Annotated in this window: 5 protein-coding genes; all 5 read left to right on the top strand. The window is 56.8% G+C overall.

Going from position 1 to position 18,521, the window contains the following annotated elements; translation table 11 throughout:
- The first annotated feature begins 73 nt into the window (after nt 1-73).
- The 5 genes from vccA (at nt 74) to DES53_RS02415 (ending at nt 18,489) form a co-directional block, all read left to right on the top strand.
- Complete coding sequence (vccA, locus tag DES53_RS02395) at nt 74-5,122, top strand: Verru_Chthon cassette protein A (protein ID WP_113956602.1); 5,049 nt, start codon at nt 74-76, stop codon at nt 5,120-5,122.
- A gap of 44 nt (nt 5,123-5,166) precedes the next feature.
- Nucleotides 5,167-5,706 carry a Verru_Chthon cassette protein B gene (gene vccB / locus DES53_RS02400; protein ID WP_170156792.1) on the top strand — a complete coding sequence of 180 codons (540 nt, stop codon included), beginning with the start codon at nt 5,167-5,169 and terminating at the stop codon, nt 5,704-5,706.
- Nucleotides 5,707-5,728: 22 nt separating this feature from the next.
- A complete protein-coding gene (gene vccC, locus DES53_RS02405; RefSeq protein WP_245958068.1) occupies nt 5,729-6,826 on the top strand; it encodes a Verru_Chthon cassette protein C in 1,098 nt (365 codons plus the stop codon).
- Nucleotides 6,827-6,843: 17 nt separating this feature from the next.
- The gene (gene vccD, locus DES53_RS02410; RefSeq protein ID WP_170156794.1) at nt 6,844-7,590 is read left to right on the top strand and encodes a Verru_Chthon cassette protein D; all 747 of its coding nucleotides are present in this window, start codon (nt 6,844-6,846) and stop codon (nt 7,588-7,590) included.
- Nucleotides 7,591-7,773: 183 nt separating this feature from the next.
- Nucleotides 7,774-18,489 (top strand): beta strand repeat-containing protein, encoded by a 10,716-nt coding sequence (locus DES53_RS02415; protein ID WP_113956606.1) that lies wholly within the window; start codon nt 7,774-7,776, stop codon nt 18,487-18,489.
- Nucleotides 18,490-18,521 lie beyond the last annotated feature (32 nt).

Here is an 18,521-nt window from a genome sequence, read left to right on the forward strand (position 1 = left end):
ATGAAGTAATTACTTTGTAATTTAATTACTCTCGAAAATCCCATTTCGGCATCCCTAATTAATTCATTCCGCTATGAACACATCGCAACCTCAACTGAAGTCGCGGAACAGCAAAGGGCTGGCGTTGGTCATCGTCGTCTCGATGCTCGCCCTGCTCACGGTACTGACCATCGCGATTTTTTCGCTCGCCGAGAATGAGCGGGCCGCATCTGACCAGCACGGTCAGCAGGAGATGGCCAGGGGAATTGCAGACACAGGCATCAATCTGGTGATGTCCCAAATCTGGCAGGCAACCAAACAAGATGCGACCACTCCTGGTCGTGAAATTTGGGCTTCCCAACCCGGTGCCATCCGCAAGTATCGCGCAGATGGTGCCTTTCACTCTGGTTTCAAGCTCTATTCCAGTTCATCAATGGTGGTCGCTGGCAATGAAGAGCAGATGATCAACGACGTTGCTCCCGGGGACTGGAATTTGATGCCTGCTCGCTATGTGGATCTCAACGACCCAGTGGTTCGTCCCCCCGTTGCCGGCACTTCTGAGCCAATGGTGTACTTCCCCATCATCGACCCGAGGGCGTATGTACGCGATCGCGATCTTCCCTCCACTGCTCCCGACAATCCCGAAAACCCCAATGTGGAAGGGTTTTGGTACACATCCACCTCGAGGACGAATTCGGAAATTTTCGGCGTGAAGATGGCTCAGACGCCGGATGATATCAGCGCCCGGTTGGCCATGCCTGTGGAGTGGGTCTATTTGCTCAAGGATGGCACTGTGGGGGCGTTGGATCAAACGAACGCGTTTGTGAAGCCTGATGGCAGTCTCCTGACGGCAGGTGAGGCCGCCACGAACCCCATCGTCGGTCGAATCGCGTTTTGGGCAGACGATGAGAGCACCAAGCTGAACGTCAACGTGGCCAGCGAACCATCCTACTGGACCACTCCTTCATTCTACCATGACCGTGATATGTGGTGGGCACATTATCAGCCGACCACCTATGAGTATCAAAGATACCCGGGACATCCGGCCACGATTGCATTGAGCACCGTGTTCTTCCCCAATCGGGAGATGGATCTTTACGGCAAGGACGTCGGCAGTCAGTCCTATCAGGAGATCCTCGAGCGGAAAGAATCCATCTACCTGATGGCTCCGAAGGTAAACACCGGTGGTTCCAAAGCCGGAACGATTCCCTACTGGAAATTCGTCGATAACTACGCTGGTTATCAGGACGCCATGTACAAGAAGTGGGTGGACCTGACGGACTCCATCAAGGAGCGCCTCTATGCTTCTGTTGATGAATTGTACTTCGCGCAGAAGATGGGCACGGGGAATCTCCGCGACGTCAACAGCTTCGTGGACAGTTCGGGCAAGCCGACGAAGAACTGGATGTTCACCAAGCCGACGGAAAAGTACAGCGCTGACAAGATCAACCTCGAGAGAGCGAGGTTCTTCCTGACTGCGCAAAGCCGGATGCCTGAAGTGAACATCTTCGGCACGCCGCGTGTTGCCATCTGGCCCATCGCGGATGAGGGCGGCATTGAATATGAACCTGGCAAGAAGACCGGTGGGGCCAAGGGCTCTGACTACAGGACCGGTTATGACCAATTGATCGCTTTCTGCGCGTCCATGGGCAAGCCGACAACCAGCGGTCAAGGCGAAAAGAGCTACTTCTTCCGCCGCAAATGTGCGTACAGCCCAACCGTTGATGTGAATCTGTATCGCAACCAGCGACTGATGGCCTATCTGCGCAATCTCCTGCAGCAGCAGCTGCCAGGCGGGCTCTCATTTGCCCAGAAGTATCCCAACGACTATGAACAGATCCTCGTTGAGATCTTTGACTACATTCGGATGACGAATCTTTACGATGGATTCCTCGCCCCAACCAAGGAAGAGCTTCAGAAGGCCAATACCGTTTACGACTTTAACAACGGCAACAGGTATCCAACTGGGACCAACGAAATCGACAACCACGGCAGCCTCTATCGCAACCGGCCGACAACTTTCAAGACTTACACGTATGATAGAGGAAGCTCCAGCCAGAGCCGTGGGGGCTCCCTCGATCCCAAGACTGAACGCATGGTGGAAAACACCTTCCCTGGCCACGGGATGGTCGTGCCTTCAGAATACAACGGGAAAAAGGGATTCGGCCGCTTTGTGACCCTTACCGAGGTAGGCTTCCAGTTCATCTGCACCGCCGATGGGCAAACGGACAAGGGTAGCTGGACCAACCTTGAACCTGTGCCAGGCGAAACGCTTCCCAACGGCGAGCAGAAATACAGGAAAGGCACCGTCAATATTGTCCGCAGTGGTGGACGCACGGCGTTGTGGACGAAGCGTGATACCCAAGACCGAATTGGCCCTGGTGATCAGCTGCCCAACGATGATCAGGACAAGCTCCTGTTCCCGTTTACCGGAGAGACGGGGCAAAGGCAGTTCTGGTACTCGAACTATCCTCCGGTGCCCATTCCTGCGGTCATGCAGGCCTACTACAAAGTGGATTCTACGAAAGGCACCAAGGATCCCAACAGTCCCTACAATCATCCCGGGTGCAAACCGGAGTACTGGAATGCTACGTTGGACCGTGGACTTCCGCCCCTGACAGCGACTGAGAGAAGGGTGCAGGGGATCTTTTTGATGGAGTTCGCTATGATCGCGGCTGGCTACGCGGAGCTGAACCCCGAATTTACTGTGGTCATCGAAGGTTTGAAGAACACGAAGCTCAACGGCAAGGACCTGTACGACACTTCATCCGTATTTCCCATTACCTGGAAGTCCGACAACGATGTCTACCATCGGACTGACTGCCGCCCTGTGGGCGGATGCATCAGCGCCGCTGCGATGTCAGTGGGCCGTAGAGCGGCGGTCCACGGGGAAGCGCTCATCCCTGCGGACCCGGGGTATGACATCAACGCTTCTAGTAGCGGTGATCCCCATCGCGGAACCAAAAACATGGACCTCGTCACCAAATATGTGACGATCAATATTGGTGCTGGTGAGACGATGCGCTTTACCGGGGCACCCCTTACGATCAAGCTCTACAGCAGCCACAAGACGACGCAGGACAATCTGGTGCAGACCTATAACATCAATCTGCCCAGCCAGGACCTTCCGGCGCCGCAGATTGTGACGATGTCCGCAGACCGTTCCTGGCAACAGAGTGGCAATACGGTCACCATCAACGATGCTGTGGATGCTCCCCACTGGTGGGCATTCAACTACGCTGGCGCCATCAACCGGTATGTTGGTGGCTGGACTCCTCGCGGATACAATGTCGCGCCGGGTTCCAATGGCTTTGTTGTGTCCACCAGAGGGCGCTTTTTCAATCAGGGCGGCAACGATCGTTCCTCGGCGCATGGTATTCCGCGTGGCGCTTCTCTGATGTGGGCCTTCGAGCCTGTCAGTGGCGGTGCCTTCACGCAGAACCTTCTGAATCCGTCTGATCCCGCGGACGACGTGACTACCGACAACTTCAGTGACACAAAATGGTCCGATACGGAGCCCTTGACTTCCAAGCGTGGTTCTCGCGGTCAGGATACGGTTTTCACCATGGTGCCCAAGCATGGGGACACGAGACTTCTTGCCGCCATGCCGGTGGTCCCCGCCACCGAGTGGATGGACCATCCGCGTATCGGTGACTTGGGCAAGGTGGTGAAGGCATCCGGTCATACCGTGGCGTTCAAGCAATATGTGGCGCACAGCATGAGCCGTTACTATTCAAGCTCTGACGCAGGGTTTGATCGCGGTTCTGCCTCCTTGCGTCTGGTGCCGAACGCAAACTACAACGCTCGTGCCTACCCTGAGATTGCGGCTCACAAAACTGCGGTGGAGGCGGCTGGCAAGTATGGGGACTTTGACACTGGTGGCTTTGCCTCGGGATGTCGTGACGGAGCTCTCATCAATAAGCCTGATGAAGGGGACACCAGCATCACCTTCCGCCGGTATGGCCCCAACGATACCCAGACCATTCGTATGGTGAATGCCTACCTGGCCACCATTGACTACAGCTGGTTGTACACCAATGCGGGTGAGTCGTTCATGACGCCCAATCGCATCATGCCCTCTCCGGGCATGTTTGGTTCGCTTTCCACTGGCGTCTATGACGGGGTACCGTGGAAGACCTTGCTCTTCAGGCCGCAAACCCGTGGTTCATTGGCGACTCAATACCTCAATGATCACCCGGGTGCCGCCAAGTGGCAGGGTGGAAAGGATCCGGCGGACCATTACATCATGGATCTTTTCTGGATGCCGATCGTGGAGCCCTACGCTGTGAGCGAGCCCTTCTCCACAGCTGGCAAGGTCAACATCAACTACCAGATTGTGCCGTTCAGCCACATCCGCCGTGCGACTGGCATTCACGCTGTGCTGAAAGGGGAAATGCTGAAGGCCGTCCCGGTTGCGGATGCGGGAAGTTATAATGTGATGCCGGGCAGCCCGCCTGATCGCAAGCGAGATGAATACACCTACCGGCAGCCTTGGACGGATCTCACCAAGAACCAGGCATCCAACACGACCATCAAGCGGTGGCACCGGCAGATTGATGTGGAAACGCGTCAAACCTCCACCAATCCTGTGGTGCTGGGTACGATATCTCAATTCGAGAGCCGCTTTAACTTCAGCCCGCGTTCGGGCGACAAGGATGACGCGACTCCGCCGCCGGCTCTCTGTGGTCTTTTCAGGTCTGCCAGCCAGATTTGCGAAATACATCTGCTGCCCAAAGTGATTACGGGGGGGGATGGCGCCGACTCCATCGGTAGTGACAAGTCGTACACTGTGGCAAAAATGAGCAGTGTCTTCTGGGCTACTCGCCGACTCACGGGTGACAACATCCGCGAACGTCCCTATGCGAATATCTACGGAAAGATCACCACACAGAGCAATACCTACCGTGTGCACTTCAGAGCCCAAGCCTTGAAGAAGGCTCGTTCGACGAAGCAGAACGTTTTCGAGCCGGCTCAAGACGCCGTGCTGACAGACTACCGTGGCTCGGCGCTCGTTGAGCGGCGCATTGACCCGTCGGACACCCGGATTCCTGACTACGGAGCCGCTGCGAACCCGATCAACCTGCCCCCCCTGGATGACTTCTACCGGTTCCGTGTGCTTGAGATGAAGCGCTTCATGCCGTGATGCGACGCCTTCCCGGTACTGCACCCGTCTTTGCACTCAAACCCATGAAAAACTTCCCTTCGATCCGGCGTCCCCAAGGATTCTCACTGCCTGAAGTGGCCATCGCCACGGCGATTGCCGCTTTGGGTATCATCACCCTGCTCGGCTTGTTGCCGACAGGGCTTGAAAACGTTCGCCAGGCTGGCAACACCGTGGCGATTGCCAGGATTTATCAGCAGATGGTGAATGAAATCCAATCCGCCGACTGGGGTGAACAGTCGGGTGGCATATGGCAGAACCTGAGGAAGTATGAGAATGCCAGGCGCTACTTTGATTCGGAGGGCACAACCCTGAATCGTTCTGGGAACCATACGCTGGGCGATGAAGAGTATCTGGCTCTTTCCTACGTAGCCAAATATGAATTTGTGCCGCTCAACACGGCCCTTGTTCCGGGGGCGGGCATCGTGCCGGGGGGGATGAATGAACGGGCGGACGCCCGGAGGATCATCATTCACGTCGCGGTCACTCCCACACCGGGTTACGACTTTGATGACGTACGGTCCAAGCACGAAAAACGCGCGTTCACCATTACGCGCCAATATTGAACCAGCTTTTCAAAGGACGACAATGCATATATCACTTGCTTGTAGGGGAAGGGATGGCGGTTCGAAGCCGAGTCGCCATGGTGGGGCTGCATTTACCCTGGTGGAGCTTCTCGTGTCGATGACGGTTCTTACCGTGCTCCTTTTGCTGGTAACCAGCGTAGTGGGCAGTGTGCAGGGCGCATGGCATCAGGCGCACTCCAAAGTCTCGGAGTTCCGCGAAGCGAGACGCGCTTTTGATCGGATGGTCAATGCCATCAGTCAGGCAAGTCTCAATAATTATCTGGTCTACCGATACCCGAACAATGATGACCCATTGACTCCTCCCTCCAAGACTCAAACTGCGCAACCATCGGGCTATGCACGTTATTCGGAGTTGCAGTTCATTTGTGGCCGTTCTTCTTCCGCAACGGACCCGCCGATGACGGGCCTCCCCCCGGACATCTCGCCGGGGCATGCGATCTTCTTTCAGGCGCCGATGGGTACTACTTCGGAGTACCGGCTGCCAACCTCGCTGAACGGCTGCGGATTCTTCGTGCAGTTTGGGTCTGACAGGGACTATCGGCCTGACTTCCTGAACAACATCGGCCAGGCAGAAGTGTACCGCTACAGGCTGTACGAATACCGAGCCCCTACGGAGAACAATCGGGCTTATGATCCCGACAGCAATGCCAGCGGAAGGCGTTGGTATGAAGACTTTGCCCAGTGGAGCAAACCTATCGCCAACAATGTGGTTCTGCTGGTGCTGTCTCCCCGGCGCTCTCAAGCGGACAAGGATGGTCTCTCCCCGGTAACTGACATCGCGCCTTTCTATACCTACAACACGAGGCCGAAAGACCCCATGTCCACCACTGTGCAGGACCCCAGTGAATATCAGTTGCCTCCCATGGTAGCGGTTACCTTTGTGGTTGTAGACGAGGCATCAGCCACGAACATGTCCATCGACAACGGGACCTCACCACCTTTGAGGGATGTTCTTAACACAGGCCTGTTCCAGCGGGCGGAAACCTACCACACCGATTTGGATCTCGTGGTGAAGGGGCTGGTGGACAAGAAAATCAACTTCCGGGTCTTCACCGCTACCGTTCCCATTCGCGCATCGAAATGGGGGCAAGGTACCTAGCCACCTTCAAATCCACCATGAAAGCAGCTTCGTCTCAGAACGCCCCGAGCTCCGGCAGTCGCGCCGGGGCTTTCACGCTTATCGAGCTTTTGATCGTCATTACGGTCATTGCAATCCTCATTGCGGTGGCGGCACCCACCATTTTGGGCAGTGTTGGCGCCAGCCGGCTCACCTCCGGCGGTGAGACCTTGGTTGGCCTTTTTTCCGAGGCCCAAAGTCGGGCAAACAGCAACAATCGACCAGTGGAGGTGCGTCTCTATCGGGTGCCCAGCGAAGAAGATGCCCTCAACGGAGCCTCCGCGGAAGGATTTTACCGTGGGGTAGTTTTCACGGAATACTATCAGACTGGAGAGTTGGACCCCCGTGCGGCTACTCAAAAGGCCTATACGCAGCTCATGAGGCCTCTTGCCGTTGTCCGCAAGGCCATGCACCTTCTGCCTGGCGGAACAGCCATCTCCGAAGATGTGCAAATGTCGACACTGATCGGGAATCGTCCTGATTCCTTGGATGGAGACGGGCAGACTGTGGATGCGGTGCTACGTGTGGGTGATAAGTACATTCCCTTCACTCCGCCTGCCTCGAAATACAGGTCGTTTGTGTTTTATCCTGAAGGGACAGACCTCGATGAGGCCGCAAAATGGTATCTGACAGTCACCTCGACAGAGAATGCCGAGAAAGCCCCGACGGAGGTTAGAAACTTCTATACTATCCAGGTGGATGCGCTGACCGGCCGATTGAGCAGCTATCGGCCCTCTATTCAGTGATAAAGGGTTGATTCGATCGTTGGAACACGATTGAATTATCTAGAACTAAGATTGTCGAAATTCGCCGTAAGACCAGGTCCCCCCATGCACGCAAGATCCAACACCTGCTCCCCCACAGGATTGTTGAACGGACGTCGCCATGCGTTTTCCGCTTCAATTCCTCTCCTCCTAAAGATTGCTTCATTGGCTGGAGTTCTGTTCGCTGCGGGAACGGCAGGTCATGCGCAGTCCTTCACCACCTCGTGGACCCCGACCACTTCCGGACTCTGGAGCACGGGCACCAACTGGAACAACGGGGTGCCGAATTCCCCGAATGCGCAGGTCACGATCCTGTCCAACATCACAGCGACGACCAACATCACGCTGGACATTGCGGCCACTCTCGACCGGTTGACGATTGGGGATTCGAGCAACTCGTTTGTGATCTTGCCGAGCGCGCCCGGATCGACCCTTACATTTGCGAACAACGAGGCGCCCGGCGATGGCGTTGATACCAGAATCAACAAGACCGTTGGTGGGACTGACATCATTGCGGCAGGCATCTTGAACACCGAGCGGCTGGTGCTGAATGTCACCACTGGAACCCTGGCGCTCTCTGGACCAGTCACCATCTCCACGGAAGTCCTGGAAAAGATTGGTGGGGGCACCGTGGACATTCGCGGCCAGCTCAACCTGCATAACCACAATGTTATCACTGCGACGGGGAACAAAGGCCTGCTCGTCACGGCAGGAACCCTGAATCTCTCGTCCCCGTCGAACGCCATTGCCAATACCGTCAAGGTCACCGGTGGCACGCTGAACTTCAGCGGCCGCGCTGCTTCTCAAGTGGTTTCCGCCACGGTTTCTTCCGGTAACAGCCTTACCTTGACGAACGTTGCCGGGTTGAGCACGGGGATGGCCATTTCAGGAGCGAACATCCCGGTGGGCACGTATATCACCGGGATCAGCGGGACCACCATCACGCTCAGCAATCCCGTCTCCGGGAATGTCACTGCAAATGATCGCCTGGTGTTTGGCGGTCCCTCGGTGGGTGCCGCCCTCGCCACGGGCTCCGGTAATTCGATCACCTTGAATTCGACAGCCGGTATCTCGATCGGCATGAACGTCCATGGTGCCAACATTCCCGCCGGCACGACCGTGATAGGAGTTTCCGGTAATACGGTGACTTTGAGCAATCCGGTATCGGGTGGGGGAGTGGGTGCAAACCAGGTGCTGAACTTTGGTGCTCGCCTCGGGGATCCTGTGGCAAACGCCACCGCTCACGCCACGGTGGCGACAGCTGCTGGGGGGAACACAGTGACTCTTAGTGACGTTTCCCAACTGACTGTCGATATGCTGGTTACTGGCCCCGGAATTCCGGCCAACACGACCATCACCGCCATTAACACGCTGACGAAGACTATTACCCTTAGCGCGCCCCTTCCTGCAGGAACGTCACTTGCCGAGCTTTCTCAACTCTACTTCGGCACAGGCCAGACCACATTCGCTTCGGGTCTTGGCGAATTGGTTGTCACCGGTGGCGCAGTCAACATCGGCACCGCAGGGAATGCGGTGAACTTCATGATCGACGCAGATCAGATTGAGATCACCGGTGGTACCTTGACCCTCCAGGCGGGCAACGGTGGGGGTGTCACCACGGTGCTAGGGGGAGCCACCAATCTTCTTACCCTGAATGGCGGTACGCTGAATGTCCTCTCCAGCGGCACTGCTTCGGGCACGGTGAACTTTGCCAGTGCTATCGATTTGGTGCTGAACAACAACGCGATATTCAACTTCTCTGACAACGTGGGGACCATTCAGACTTTCGCGTTCGGGTCAGTGAACTCCACCAGCAACAACACCTCCCTTGTCAGCAGCGTGGGGAATGCGGTTTTGCAGATCGGAGGCGACGGCGTTAATGATGTCTTCAACGGAACGGTCAACATGGGCGGCTCCGGAGGTAATTCACGGATTGTCAAAGTTGGCACCGAGACCCTGACCTTGGGGGGGACGCTGGATAACAGCACTGCGCGAGTGGAAGTGCGGGAAGGAACCTTGATCCTGGCCAAAGCCAGTTCACCTACCGTGCATGCGATTGGCAGTGGCGGCACACTCATCGTCGGCGTCGCCGGTGGAGGTGTGGAAACTGCGCAGATTGGGGATCTCAGCAGCTATGTGGGCTTGGGGAATACCCACATGACGAACTATACAAATCAGATCCATCGTGGAGCCACCTTGACTGTGAATTCCACGGGGGTTTTTGATTTGAATGGTTTTAGTGAGGCCCTCAACGTCATCGCGGGAGCCGGGGTCATCACCAATAACAAGTTGGGGACGACTTCGACCATCCTGATTGGACAGAATAACACGGAATTCACCTGGTCGGGTATTATCCAGGATGGTAACGGGCAGATGGCGGTGTGGAAAGCCAGTTCCACCAACACGTATTTCGAAAACAATCAGACTTACACCGGGGAAACCTTGGTGGGGCGCTCGAGCTTGGTGCTTCGAGGAGCGAATGGCAGGGTCAGTGGCACCAGCACCATTCGCGTGTCCACCAACGGGCAACTTGCTCTCTTGAACAACACGGCCACGGATGGTTCTGGGAACAACAACGATCGTGTCAATGACTCCGCGAGGATCTACTTGGACAAGGGAGGATTGCTGTTGATTCGTCGTGCAGCCAATAACGGCACGACCGTGCATACCATCGAAAAGATGGGGGTGTTGCAAATCGGCGCAGGATTCAGCCAGGTGCGGACGGACCACACCGATGGCACAGGTGGCAATAACAACGTGAACCTGTCGAGCGCCATTGAGTATGTGTTCGCTGACTATGAACGCGACCAGGGTGGGATCGTCGGATTTACAGAAATCGCAAGTGATGGCACGAATGGCCCCGCCGTTGGCTTCAGCCTGACCAACGGAGCTACGGCGCTTTCAAGGGTGAAGTTTGAGAGCGGAGTTTCCCCCGGTTCGATGGCTCTACTGGCAGGCAACTCCAACACGGCGGATGCTGGAGATGCTGACTTTAAAGTTCTCATCGGCGCTTACGGTGGCACGCACAACCAAGCTTATGATCGCTTGGTGACGGTGGGCGCAGATGGCTACATTCGCCTACTCAATGCATCATTGGCTGCTGATTTCCGGACCCAGATCACCAGCGCGACCACGACCACGTCTTCCAATCTTGCTGCGTCTGCTACAGCGCTCGTGGCTGCTACGCGCGATAACAATGCACGCGGCGCTGCCGATTTCAGCCTGCTGATTGGTCCCTCAAGCAATGTCTTGCTTGGCGAGCATTCCTTCAACGCATGGGTGCAAACCGCGGCTGCGGTGACAACGATCTCGGAACAGAATACGCTTCATCTGGGCACTCGTGCAGCAGACGCCAATTATGCCGGTGTGGATGGCTCCGGCATGTTCCTGGTATCCCTGCCATCAGGTAGCTTTACCATGAATGGCGGTACGTTGAGCTTTGGCACGAGAGAAGCCATCATCCGTACCAACAATACCTCAATTTTCCGTTCCGAAATCACTGGTAGCGCCGGCCTTACCAAGAGTGGTGGCGCGCTGATGGAACTGCAGGGATTCAACAAATACACGGGGGTGACGACTGTCACCCAAGGTGAATTGCGGATCTACACCAGTGGAGCCCTTGGCGCCAGCGGCTCCGGAAATGGCACCAAAGCCGTGAACGGCAATCTTGGGATGAACAGTGGTGTAGTCACCGCCAACGATGAAACACTGGAGTTGCTCATCGGCGGAAACCTGCTGGTCATCGACCAGAACAACACCTGGAACGGCGACGTCTTCATCAACAACAACTTTGAGACAGGTCAGAACAACAACGGGACCATCCAGGTCAATGACAATGGCTCGCTCATCATCAATGGACGTGTGACCGGCATGAGCGCTGCCTTGGGCGGCATCAACGGAGACCCGGCCTACACCGGGAACGGGGAGAGCCGCGGGCTGATTTTCACCAATGGCGGTGCGAACCTCAGCTCGGTGCGTAACGGCATCATCAAAATCAATGGCACGATTACGGACGAAGATTTCGCCGGTGGTGCCGCAGCCCATCAGCGCCTGAATCTCTTTGTGCGCGGTTACACCGGGCAAGGGTCCCTTACCAACAGCCGCTTCAATGTGTTCTTGAAGGATGCGAGCCAGACCAATGGCCAGCTGGACCTCCGTTCCGGCTACCTCCACCTGGATAAGGGTTATGCCTCGGCCGGGGGACCTGGTGGTGCCGGCGTCACGGTGACTGTGGTGCAGGACGCCTTCACCGGCGGTACCACGCTGGTGGTCGATACGACCGCTGGCTTGACGGTGGGAACCGTCATCACGGGACCAGGCATCGAGCCCGGGACCACAGTCGCTGCTATTGATGGCGCCACCAACACCATCACCCTGAGTGATCCCCTGACCGCGGATGTGACGGCCAATACGTCGATCTCTTCTGGAGCGGGTGGTACCTTCACCATTCTTCGTCAGCACGATGGCGGGAACGTGGATCGCGCAGGGACCATCAGCGCTCTGTTGCTGTCGGAGGCTGGCGCCATCTTCCGCTCCCCCACGATTCAGATTGGTGAAAACACCGGTGCTTATTCTTCGAACAACATCGCTCTTTTGGGCGGTGAGAACACGAGTGGCACTGTCACGTTCGGCGCCGGTACAAACACGGTGGACATGAACCCCATCACAGGGACGTCGGGTGGTTCCCTGACCATTCCGGGCGCGACTGGGAGCGGTGCCACCTCACTGACCCTTTCATCGGCAGCGAACTTGAGGGTTGGCGATGGCGTCTCTGGTACTGGCATCGCCCCTGGTACGACCATCACCGGGATCAACGGAAACGTCATTACCTTGAGCACGCCGACGAGTGGGAACATCGCCGCGAATGGGACCATTTCCTACGGCTATCTCAGCACCACGAACAACGCGGCTGGGTCTCCAGGCACGACCAAGGTGCTTTCACTGAGCAGCACAGGCGGCGGAGCGGCAGGCTCACAGGTGATTCAACTTTCCAATGCCAACTGGCTTGAAGCGGGGATGCAAGTCACCGGCCACCCAAATATCCCCAATGGTGCCACCATTCTCAGTGTCAATCCTGCAACGGATGAAATTACCATCAGCGTTGACATCACCGGGAGCGGGGTGCCGTCCGGCACCACACTGAGTATTGCCACGGCCAGTGGCAACAGAATTGTCTTCCTGAATAGCGTGGCAGGCTTGGAACCGGGCATGGGAATCTCTGGTACAGGGATTCCGACAGATACCAAAATTGTGTCCGTGAATGCTGCCACGGGAGCGGTGCTGTTGAGCAAAGCTACGACTGCGGCGCCACCCGCCGTCGGCAGCAATTACAGCGTCTACGCACTGAGCAACACCATCACATTGTCCACGGTGCAAGGACTTCAGATCGGCATGGGCATCTCAGGAAATGGCATCCGGATAGGTACTGTCATCACTGCCATTGATCCTGTGACCAAGACGGTGGTTCTGAGTGCGGCTACCAACGGGCCCATCAACGAAACAACGATCCAGACGGTGCCCATCCCGGCGGTGGCTTACAATGTGTCTGCGACTGCTGCGTCCGGCTCCAACACACTCGTACTTTCCTCGGTGGCTGGCTTGTCCATTGGTGCCACGGTGAGCGGTACGGGCGTCCCGAACGGCACGGTCATCACCGCCATCAATCCCGCGACCAACACCGTCACTCTCAGCCAGCCGATCAGTGCGCAAATTGCCGCTGCGGCGTCTGTGAACATCCGCAAGGTTTCCAACTTCTCCGAAACCCGTCTCTATCAGGCTGCGGGAGGTAAGTCAGACTTCCAGATGCGCTTCACGGACGATGGCGGATTTAGCCTGCAAAATGAAGTTGGAGCGTTGACCAAAGTAGGGCGCGGTGTCGTAACACTGAGCGGCAGCACCGCTGGAGCGAGCGATCTGGATGGCGGGATCAACGTTCACGGAGGAACGCTGGAACTTCTGTACGGCCAGGCAAACACGAACAACTCCCGTGTGAACGGTGGAACTGCGGCCAACCCCTACCAGTTGACCCTGGCAGGTGGGGAACTCAAGATGTCGGCGCTAGGCAACTCTTCCGTCGCACAAACGGTGAATGAGTCTTTCCGCGGTGTGTTCACACTTCGAGCGGGCAACTCCTCCATCAAGGCTGGGGCTAACAGTGAGTTTGCCACCATCGTTCTGAACTTGGGCCTGGACAATCCGTTCTCTGTCTTCATCTCGGAGCCTACGTCTGCTTCCTCAGCCATCCAGAATCCTGATTGGTACTGGAGGGCTCCTGATCGTTTTGCAGGCGCTACGATTGCCTTCGATGGAACGCCTCTCACGTCCACGACCATCCGTTATTTGTATTCTCAGAATGCGCTCAATGGCAACGGCTTCGCTGACAATGGGCTTCTGGGCTATTTCACCTCCATCCCGTATGCGACTTTCAAGGCTGGTTCTATTGGAAACCCCTCCTATGTGGATTTCGCATCCTTCATTCCCGAATCCACCAGCAATCCAAATCTCAACAATACCGTCATCGGTGATTCCAGCGGTCTACTCGGGAACGTGCTCTTCAAGGACTACGGTGGAGGCGGCACCTTTGCGTCGCAACTCGGAAGCTGGAGTTCGTATGTAAGTGCTGCGGGTGGCACTGAATACATGACCGATGCCCTTTTTGCGGGCTCGACCGGATTCACAGGAACGCTCAATGCCAACAGTGGGGGCAACTTCTATGGGGCGAAACTCATTCGATTTGCCGCCGCCGCTTCGAGTACCATCAACATTGCTGCGGGCACCCGACTCGTCCTTGGCACCACCGCTCCCGGGGAAGGTGTTTTTGGTACGGCAGGCCTTTCCGTGCAGGACGGCGGAGCCATCCTGATCTCCAATTCAGTTGGCGCTAATAACCAGGGGATTGAGGGTGGCGAGCTCACTTCCGCATTGCTGAGCACGTACTATACTCAGCCTCTCACAACCACGACCGCTTCGGCGGCTGGTGGTACTGTCGGAGGGAATACCTTGGGCGTGGCTTCCGTAAGTGCGCTGAAAGTAGGCATGACTGTATCCGGCGCTGGCATTGTGCCTGGCAGCTATATCACAGACATCAATCGGGTGACGAATACCGTGACGCTCAATACGGGCCTGAGCGCGGCCGTGAGCAACGGAGCGGTTCTTGAGTTCCGCGACCTCCCACAATACCACGTGGCAAACTATTTCAGCAACACCAATGGTAACGCAACCGCCGGAACCACGACGCTCACGCTCCAATCCGTGGCTGACCTGGTGGTGGGAATGAGGATCTCCACAGATGCTGGTAACCTCTTTGCTCCAGGAACCACCATCATAGCGATCAATAAAGCAACAAATCAGATCACGTTGAGTTCCGGCACCCTTGCGGATGTCAACGACTTCACAGGCCTGCAGTTCGATCTGTTCGCGGCCCAGGCCCCCTCCATCCGCCCTGCGAATACCACGATATCACTCAGCTATCCCGCACACGCTTCTACCTTCGATGCGCGGGACCTCATCATTCACAACTACAATGAGCAGGGTGTCTTCACGATCGGTTCACGTATCGTAGACTTCACAGGAGCCCTTGATGGAGGGCCCTCCCGTCTCAACCTCGTCATTGGTGGTCCCGGGGTTACGCATCTGACGAATGCCACCAACAACTACACGGGCTCGACCTTTGTCAGCGGTGGAGGAACAGATGCCGCTGGTAACCTTCTGGTGGGTACGCTGTGGATTGCGAACGAAAACCGTCTGGGAGCCACGCCAGGCTCGGTCAATCCGGCATCGATCTTCCTGAACGGTGGGCGTCTGCGTTTTGACTCCGATGTCAGTGGTTCGTCCCTCGGGTCTGCACTCACTCTGCATCAGAACCGGGGCATCACCTTGGGTGGCAACGGCGGCTACATTGACGTGTTCCATGCCGGCACGACCCTGACCTATGGTGGTGTCATTCGTTCAGAAGACAACATCCAGATGGGCAATCTGGGTTCCAACCAGTACTATGGCAACATTGGTTCGGGCGACCTGATCAAGGAAGGAAATGGCCGGCTGATCCTGACCAATGACAACAGTGTCGCGAATCTGATTGCTCCGATTTCCTCGGTTCCTTTCACTACCTGGAATGCGTACTTCGGCATCACGGATGTGAAGGCGGGTACGCTGCAGTTGAACATTGGCAAAGCCAACTCCGGTATCTTGGGCAGCAATGATTCTACCATCGACGGCACGATTGTGAGAGCAGGCGCTCGCCTTGATCTCCAAATCACGGGTGGCTCGGCTCACGGCACGAAGGAATGGATCACCCTGGCTGGAGGCGTGCTGGGTACCACGGCGCTCCATACGGACGGTGCACTGGATGGCGTGATCAGCGTGACCGCGAACAGTGAGATCAATGTGGCCGCAGGCAACCTGCGCCTCAATGGCAGCTCCGGATTCCTGCAGGGCACGGGAACGATCACGAAGACCGGTACTGGTTCACTGATGCTGTTTGAGAACAATTCTGACTTCAGCGGTGGGTGGGTCATCCAGGAGGGTTCCATCATAACCCGCAGCCAGGGACGTGTGACCGGCCAGGGTGGTTCCATTCTGATTGGCACCAGCGGAGCGGCAGCGGGCTTGGGTACCGCCGGTCTCTATCAACGCTCCCGCACCTCGGGAGGTGTGTTCACCACGGAGTATAAGATCACGCAAAACATCGTGGTTAGGGCGGAATCCAGTGGCTCGCAGGTCAAGGAAATCGGGGTGCGCAATGATTTGAACGAATTTTCAAATGTCACCGTCAACACCGTCTCCGGCAGCCCGGTCGTGACGGTATCAAGTGTGGCGAATCTGTTCACGGGGATGGTCACCCAGTCGGCCATCGCCGGCATGCCCGCTGGCGCCATTATTCTGGCCATTGATCCGGCGACCAACAGGGTGACCTTCAACACCAATGCCACCAGCACCGCGTCAGCAGCCGGCAACATCGGCTACAACAACAGTGGCATGAACAATGACCGGTACAGCTTCGCAGGAACGCTGACCCTCAATGACGATCTGCAGGTGGCCTACCGCGACAATGGCACCAATCCGGCACTCACTCCGACTGGTACCAATCCGGATGGGTCACAACGGACGGGCATCACCCGCATCATTGGGCTGGATGGAAATATCAGCGGCACCGGGAACCTCACCACGGTGGTGGATCTGGTCGGCGGCACGGCTACCGTGAACAGCATCTTTGAACTCAACGGCGAGAACTCCTCGTGGGTGGGTGATTTGACCATGGGTAACGCTGCAAGCCAGACCCGCATGCTGCACACCGTGCGTTTGGGAAGCAATACCGCCCTGAATGCTGCGAATGCGGTGACGCTGAGGAACAACAGCACCCTGCAGGTGGCTGGTCACACCGTTGAAATCGGCGACCTCTCCGTCAGTGTGACCGACGGCGGTGGAACTGTGGCGGTGGACAATGGTGCTGCGACCCGGGGTATCTTTATCGAGAATGCGTCCAACGACATCGCGACCCTCATCATCAATCAACTGGGTACCACCAATTGGGATGTCCATTTCCGTGATGGCACTACGCCCTCTATCTACAGTGCCTCCACTGCATTGGTGCACAGCAACAAACTGAACATCGTGAAGAGGGGTACTGGCGTGGGCATCATGACCCAAACCAACACCTATACCGGTACCACCACCATTGAGAATGGCACGCTGCGTTCCGGTTCGAGCAATGTGCTTCCCGATGCGAGCCCCATCATCATCAATGCGACGGGAGCAGGAGTTACTGCCACGCTCGATCTGAACAACAACAATGATTCGATTGCCTCGCTGACGATGGGCGGGACCACGACCACCAGCACGCCGACTGTGCAAACGGGTACCGGCACTCTGACCCTGCTGGGCAATGTCACCTATGACGCTGCCAACAATCCGCAAGGTGGTACCATCAGCGGCAACCTTGCGCTGGGTGGAGCTTCACGCACCTTCACGGTGGGTGACAGCACCACGGCCACGAACGATCTGACCGTGTCTGCCGTAGTGTCATCGGCTGGTACCGGTAGCATCGTCAAGACAGGTCTCGGTACGATGGTGCTCTCCGGCAACAATACCTACACGGGTACGACCACAGTCTCTCAAGGCCGGTTGCATGTGGGCGTTGGCGGTGGCGTTGGTTCTCGTGCCGCTGGTGATACCGGTGCGGCGGGAGCGAGTGCTACCACGGTCAGCGCGGGCGCTTTCTTGAGCGGTACCGGCACAGTCCAAGGTACAGCTTCCAGCACCGCTCATTCGATACAGGGCACTATTCAGCCTGGTAGCTGGAACGGTACGACCAGCGGCATTGGCAAACTCGACATCGTTGGCAATCTCAACGCCACGGGTGGTACGTTCGCACTCCAGCTCAGCGGCAATTCCATGAATGATGCCACCTTGGCGGGCTTCGTGGCCGGTTCCGCGGGCTACGACTCCCATGTCACCGCCCAGCTTGGCACTTACGAAGGTTCGGTCACCGGTATTGCGGGTGGCGCCAATCATGACTTCCTGAACATCTCGGGCAGTGTCACCTTGGACGGCAACACACGGATTCAGGTGCAGACCGAGGGCAGCTACACCTATGCCGCAGGCGATATCTTTGACATCCTTGACTGGACGGGGCTGACGGCAGGTCTCTTTGATGTGGGCTCCATCACTGCCACCGGCAATGCACGCCTTCGCAGTGGGGGACTGAGTGGGGATCTGGAGTTGCCTACTCTTACCGGCAACCTTGTTTGGGACGTGCAAAAGCTCCTCTCGGACGGTATCCTGATTGTAGCCAACAACGTTCCAGAGCCCAGCAGGGCGATGCTTTTCGTGATCGGCTTCGCGGGAATGCTTCTGCGCCGTCGCAGGCCGACGAGGAAATAATTCGTGTGTGGGAGCCAAAAGCGCTTGCATCC

The organism is Roseimicrobium gellanilyticum, assembly GCF_003315205.1.
Taxonomy (GTDB): Bacteria; Verrucomicrobiota; Verrucomicrobiia; order Verrucomicrobiales; family Verrucomicrobiaceae; genus Roseimicrobium; species Roseimicrobium gellanilyticum.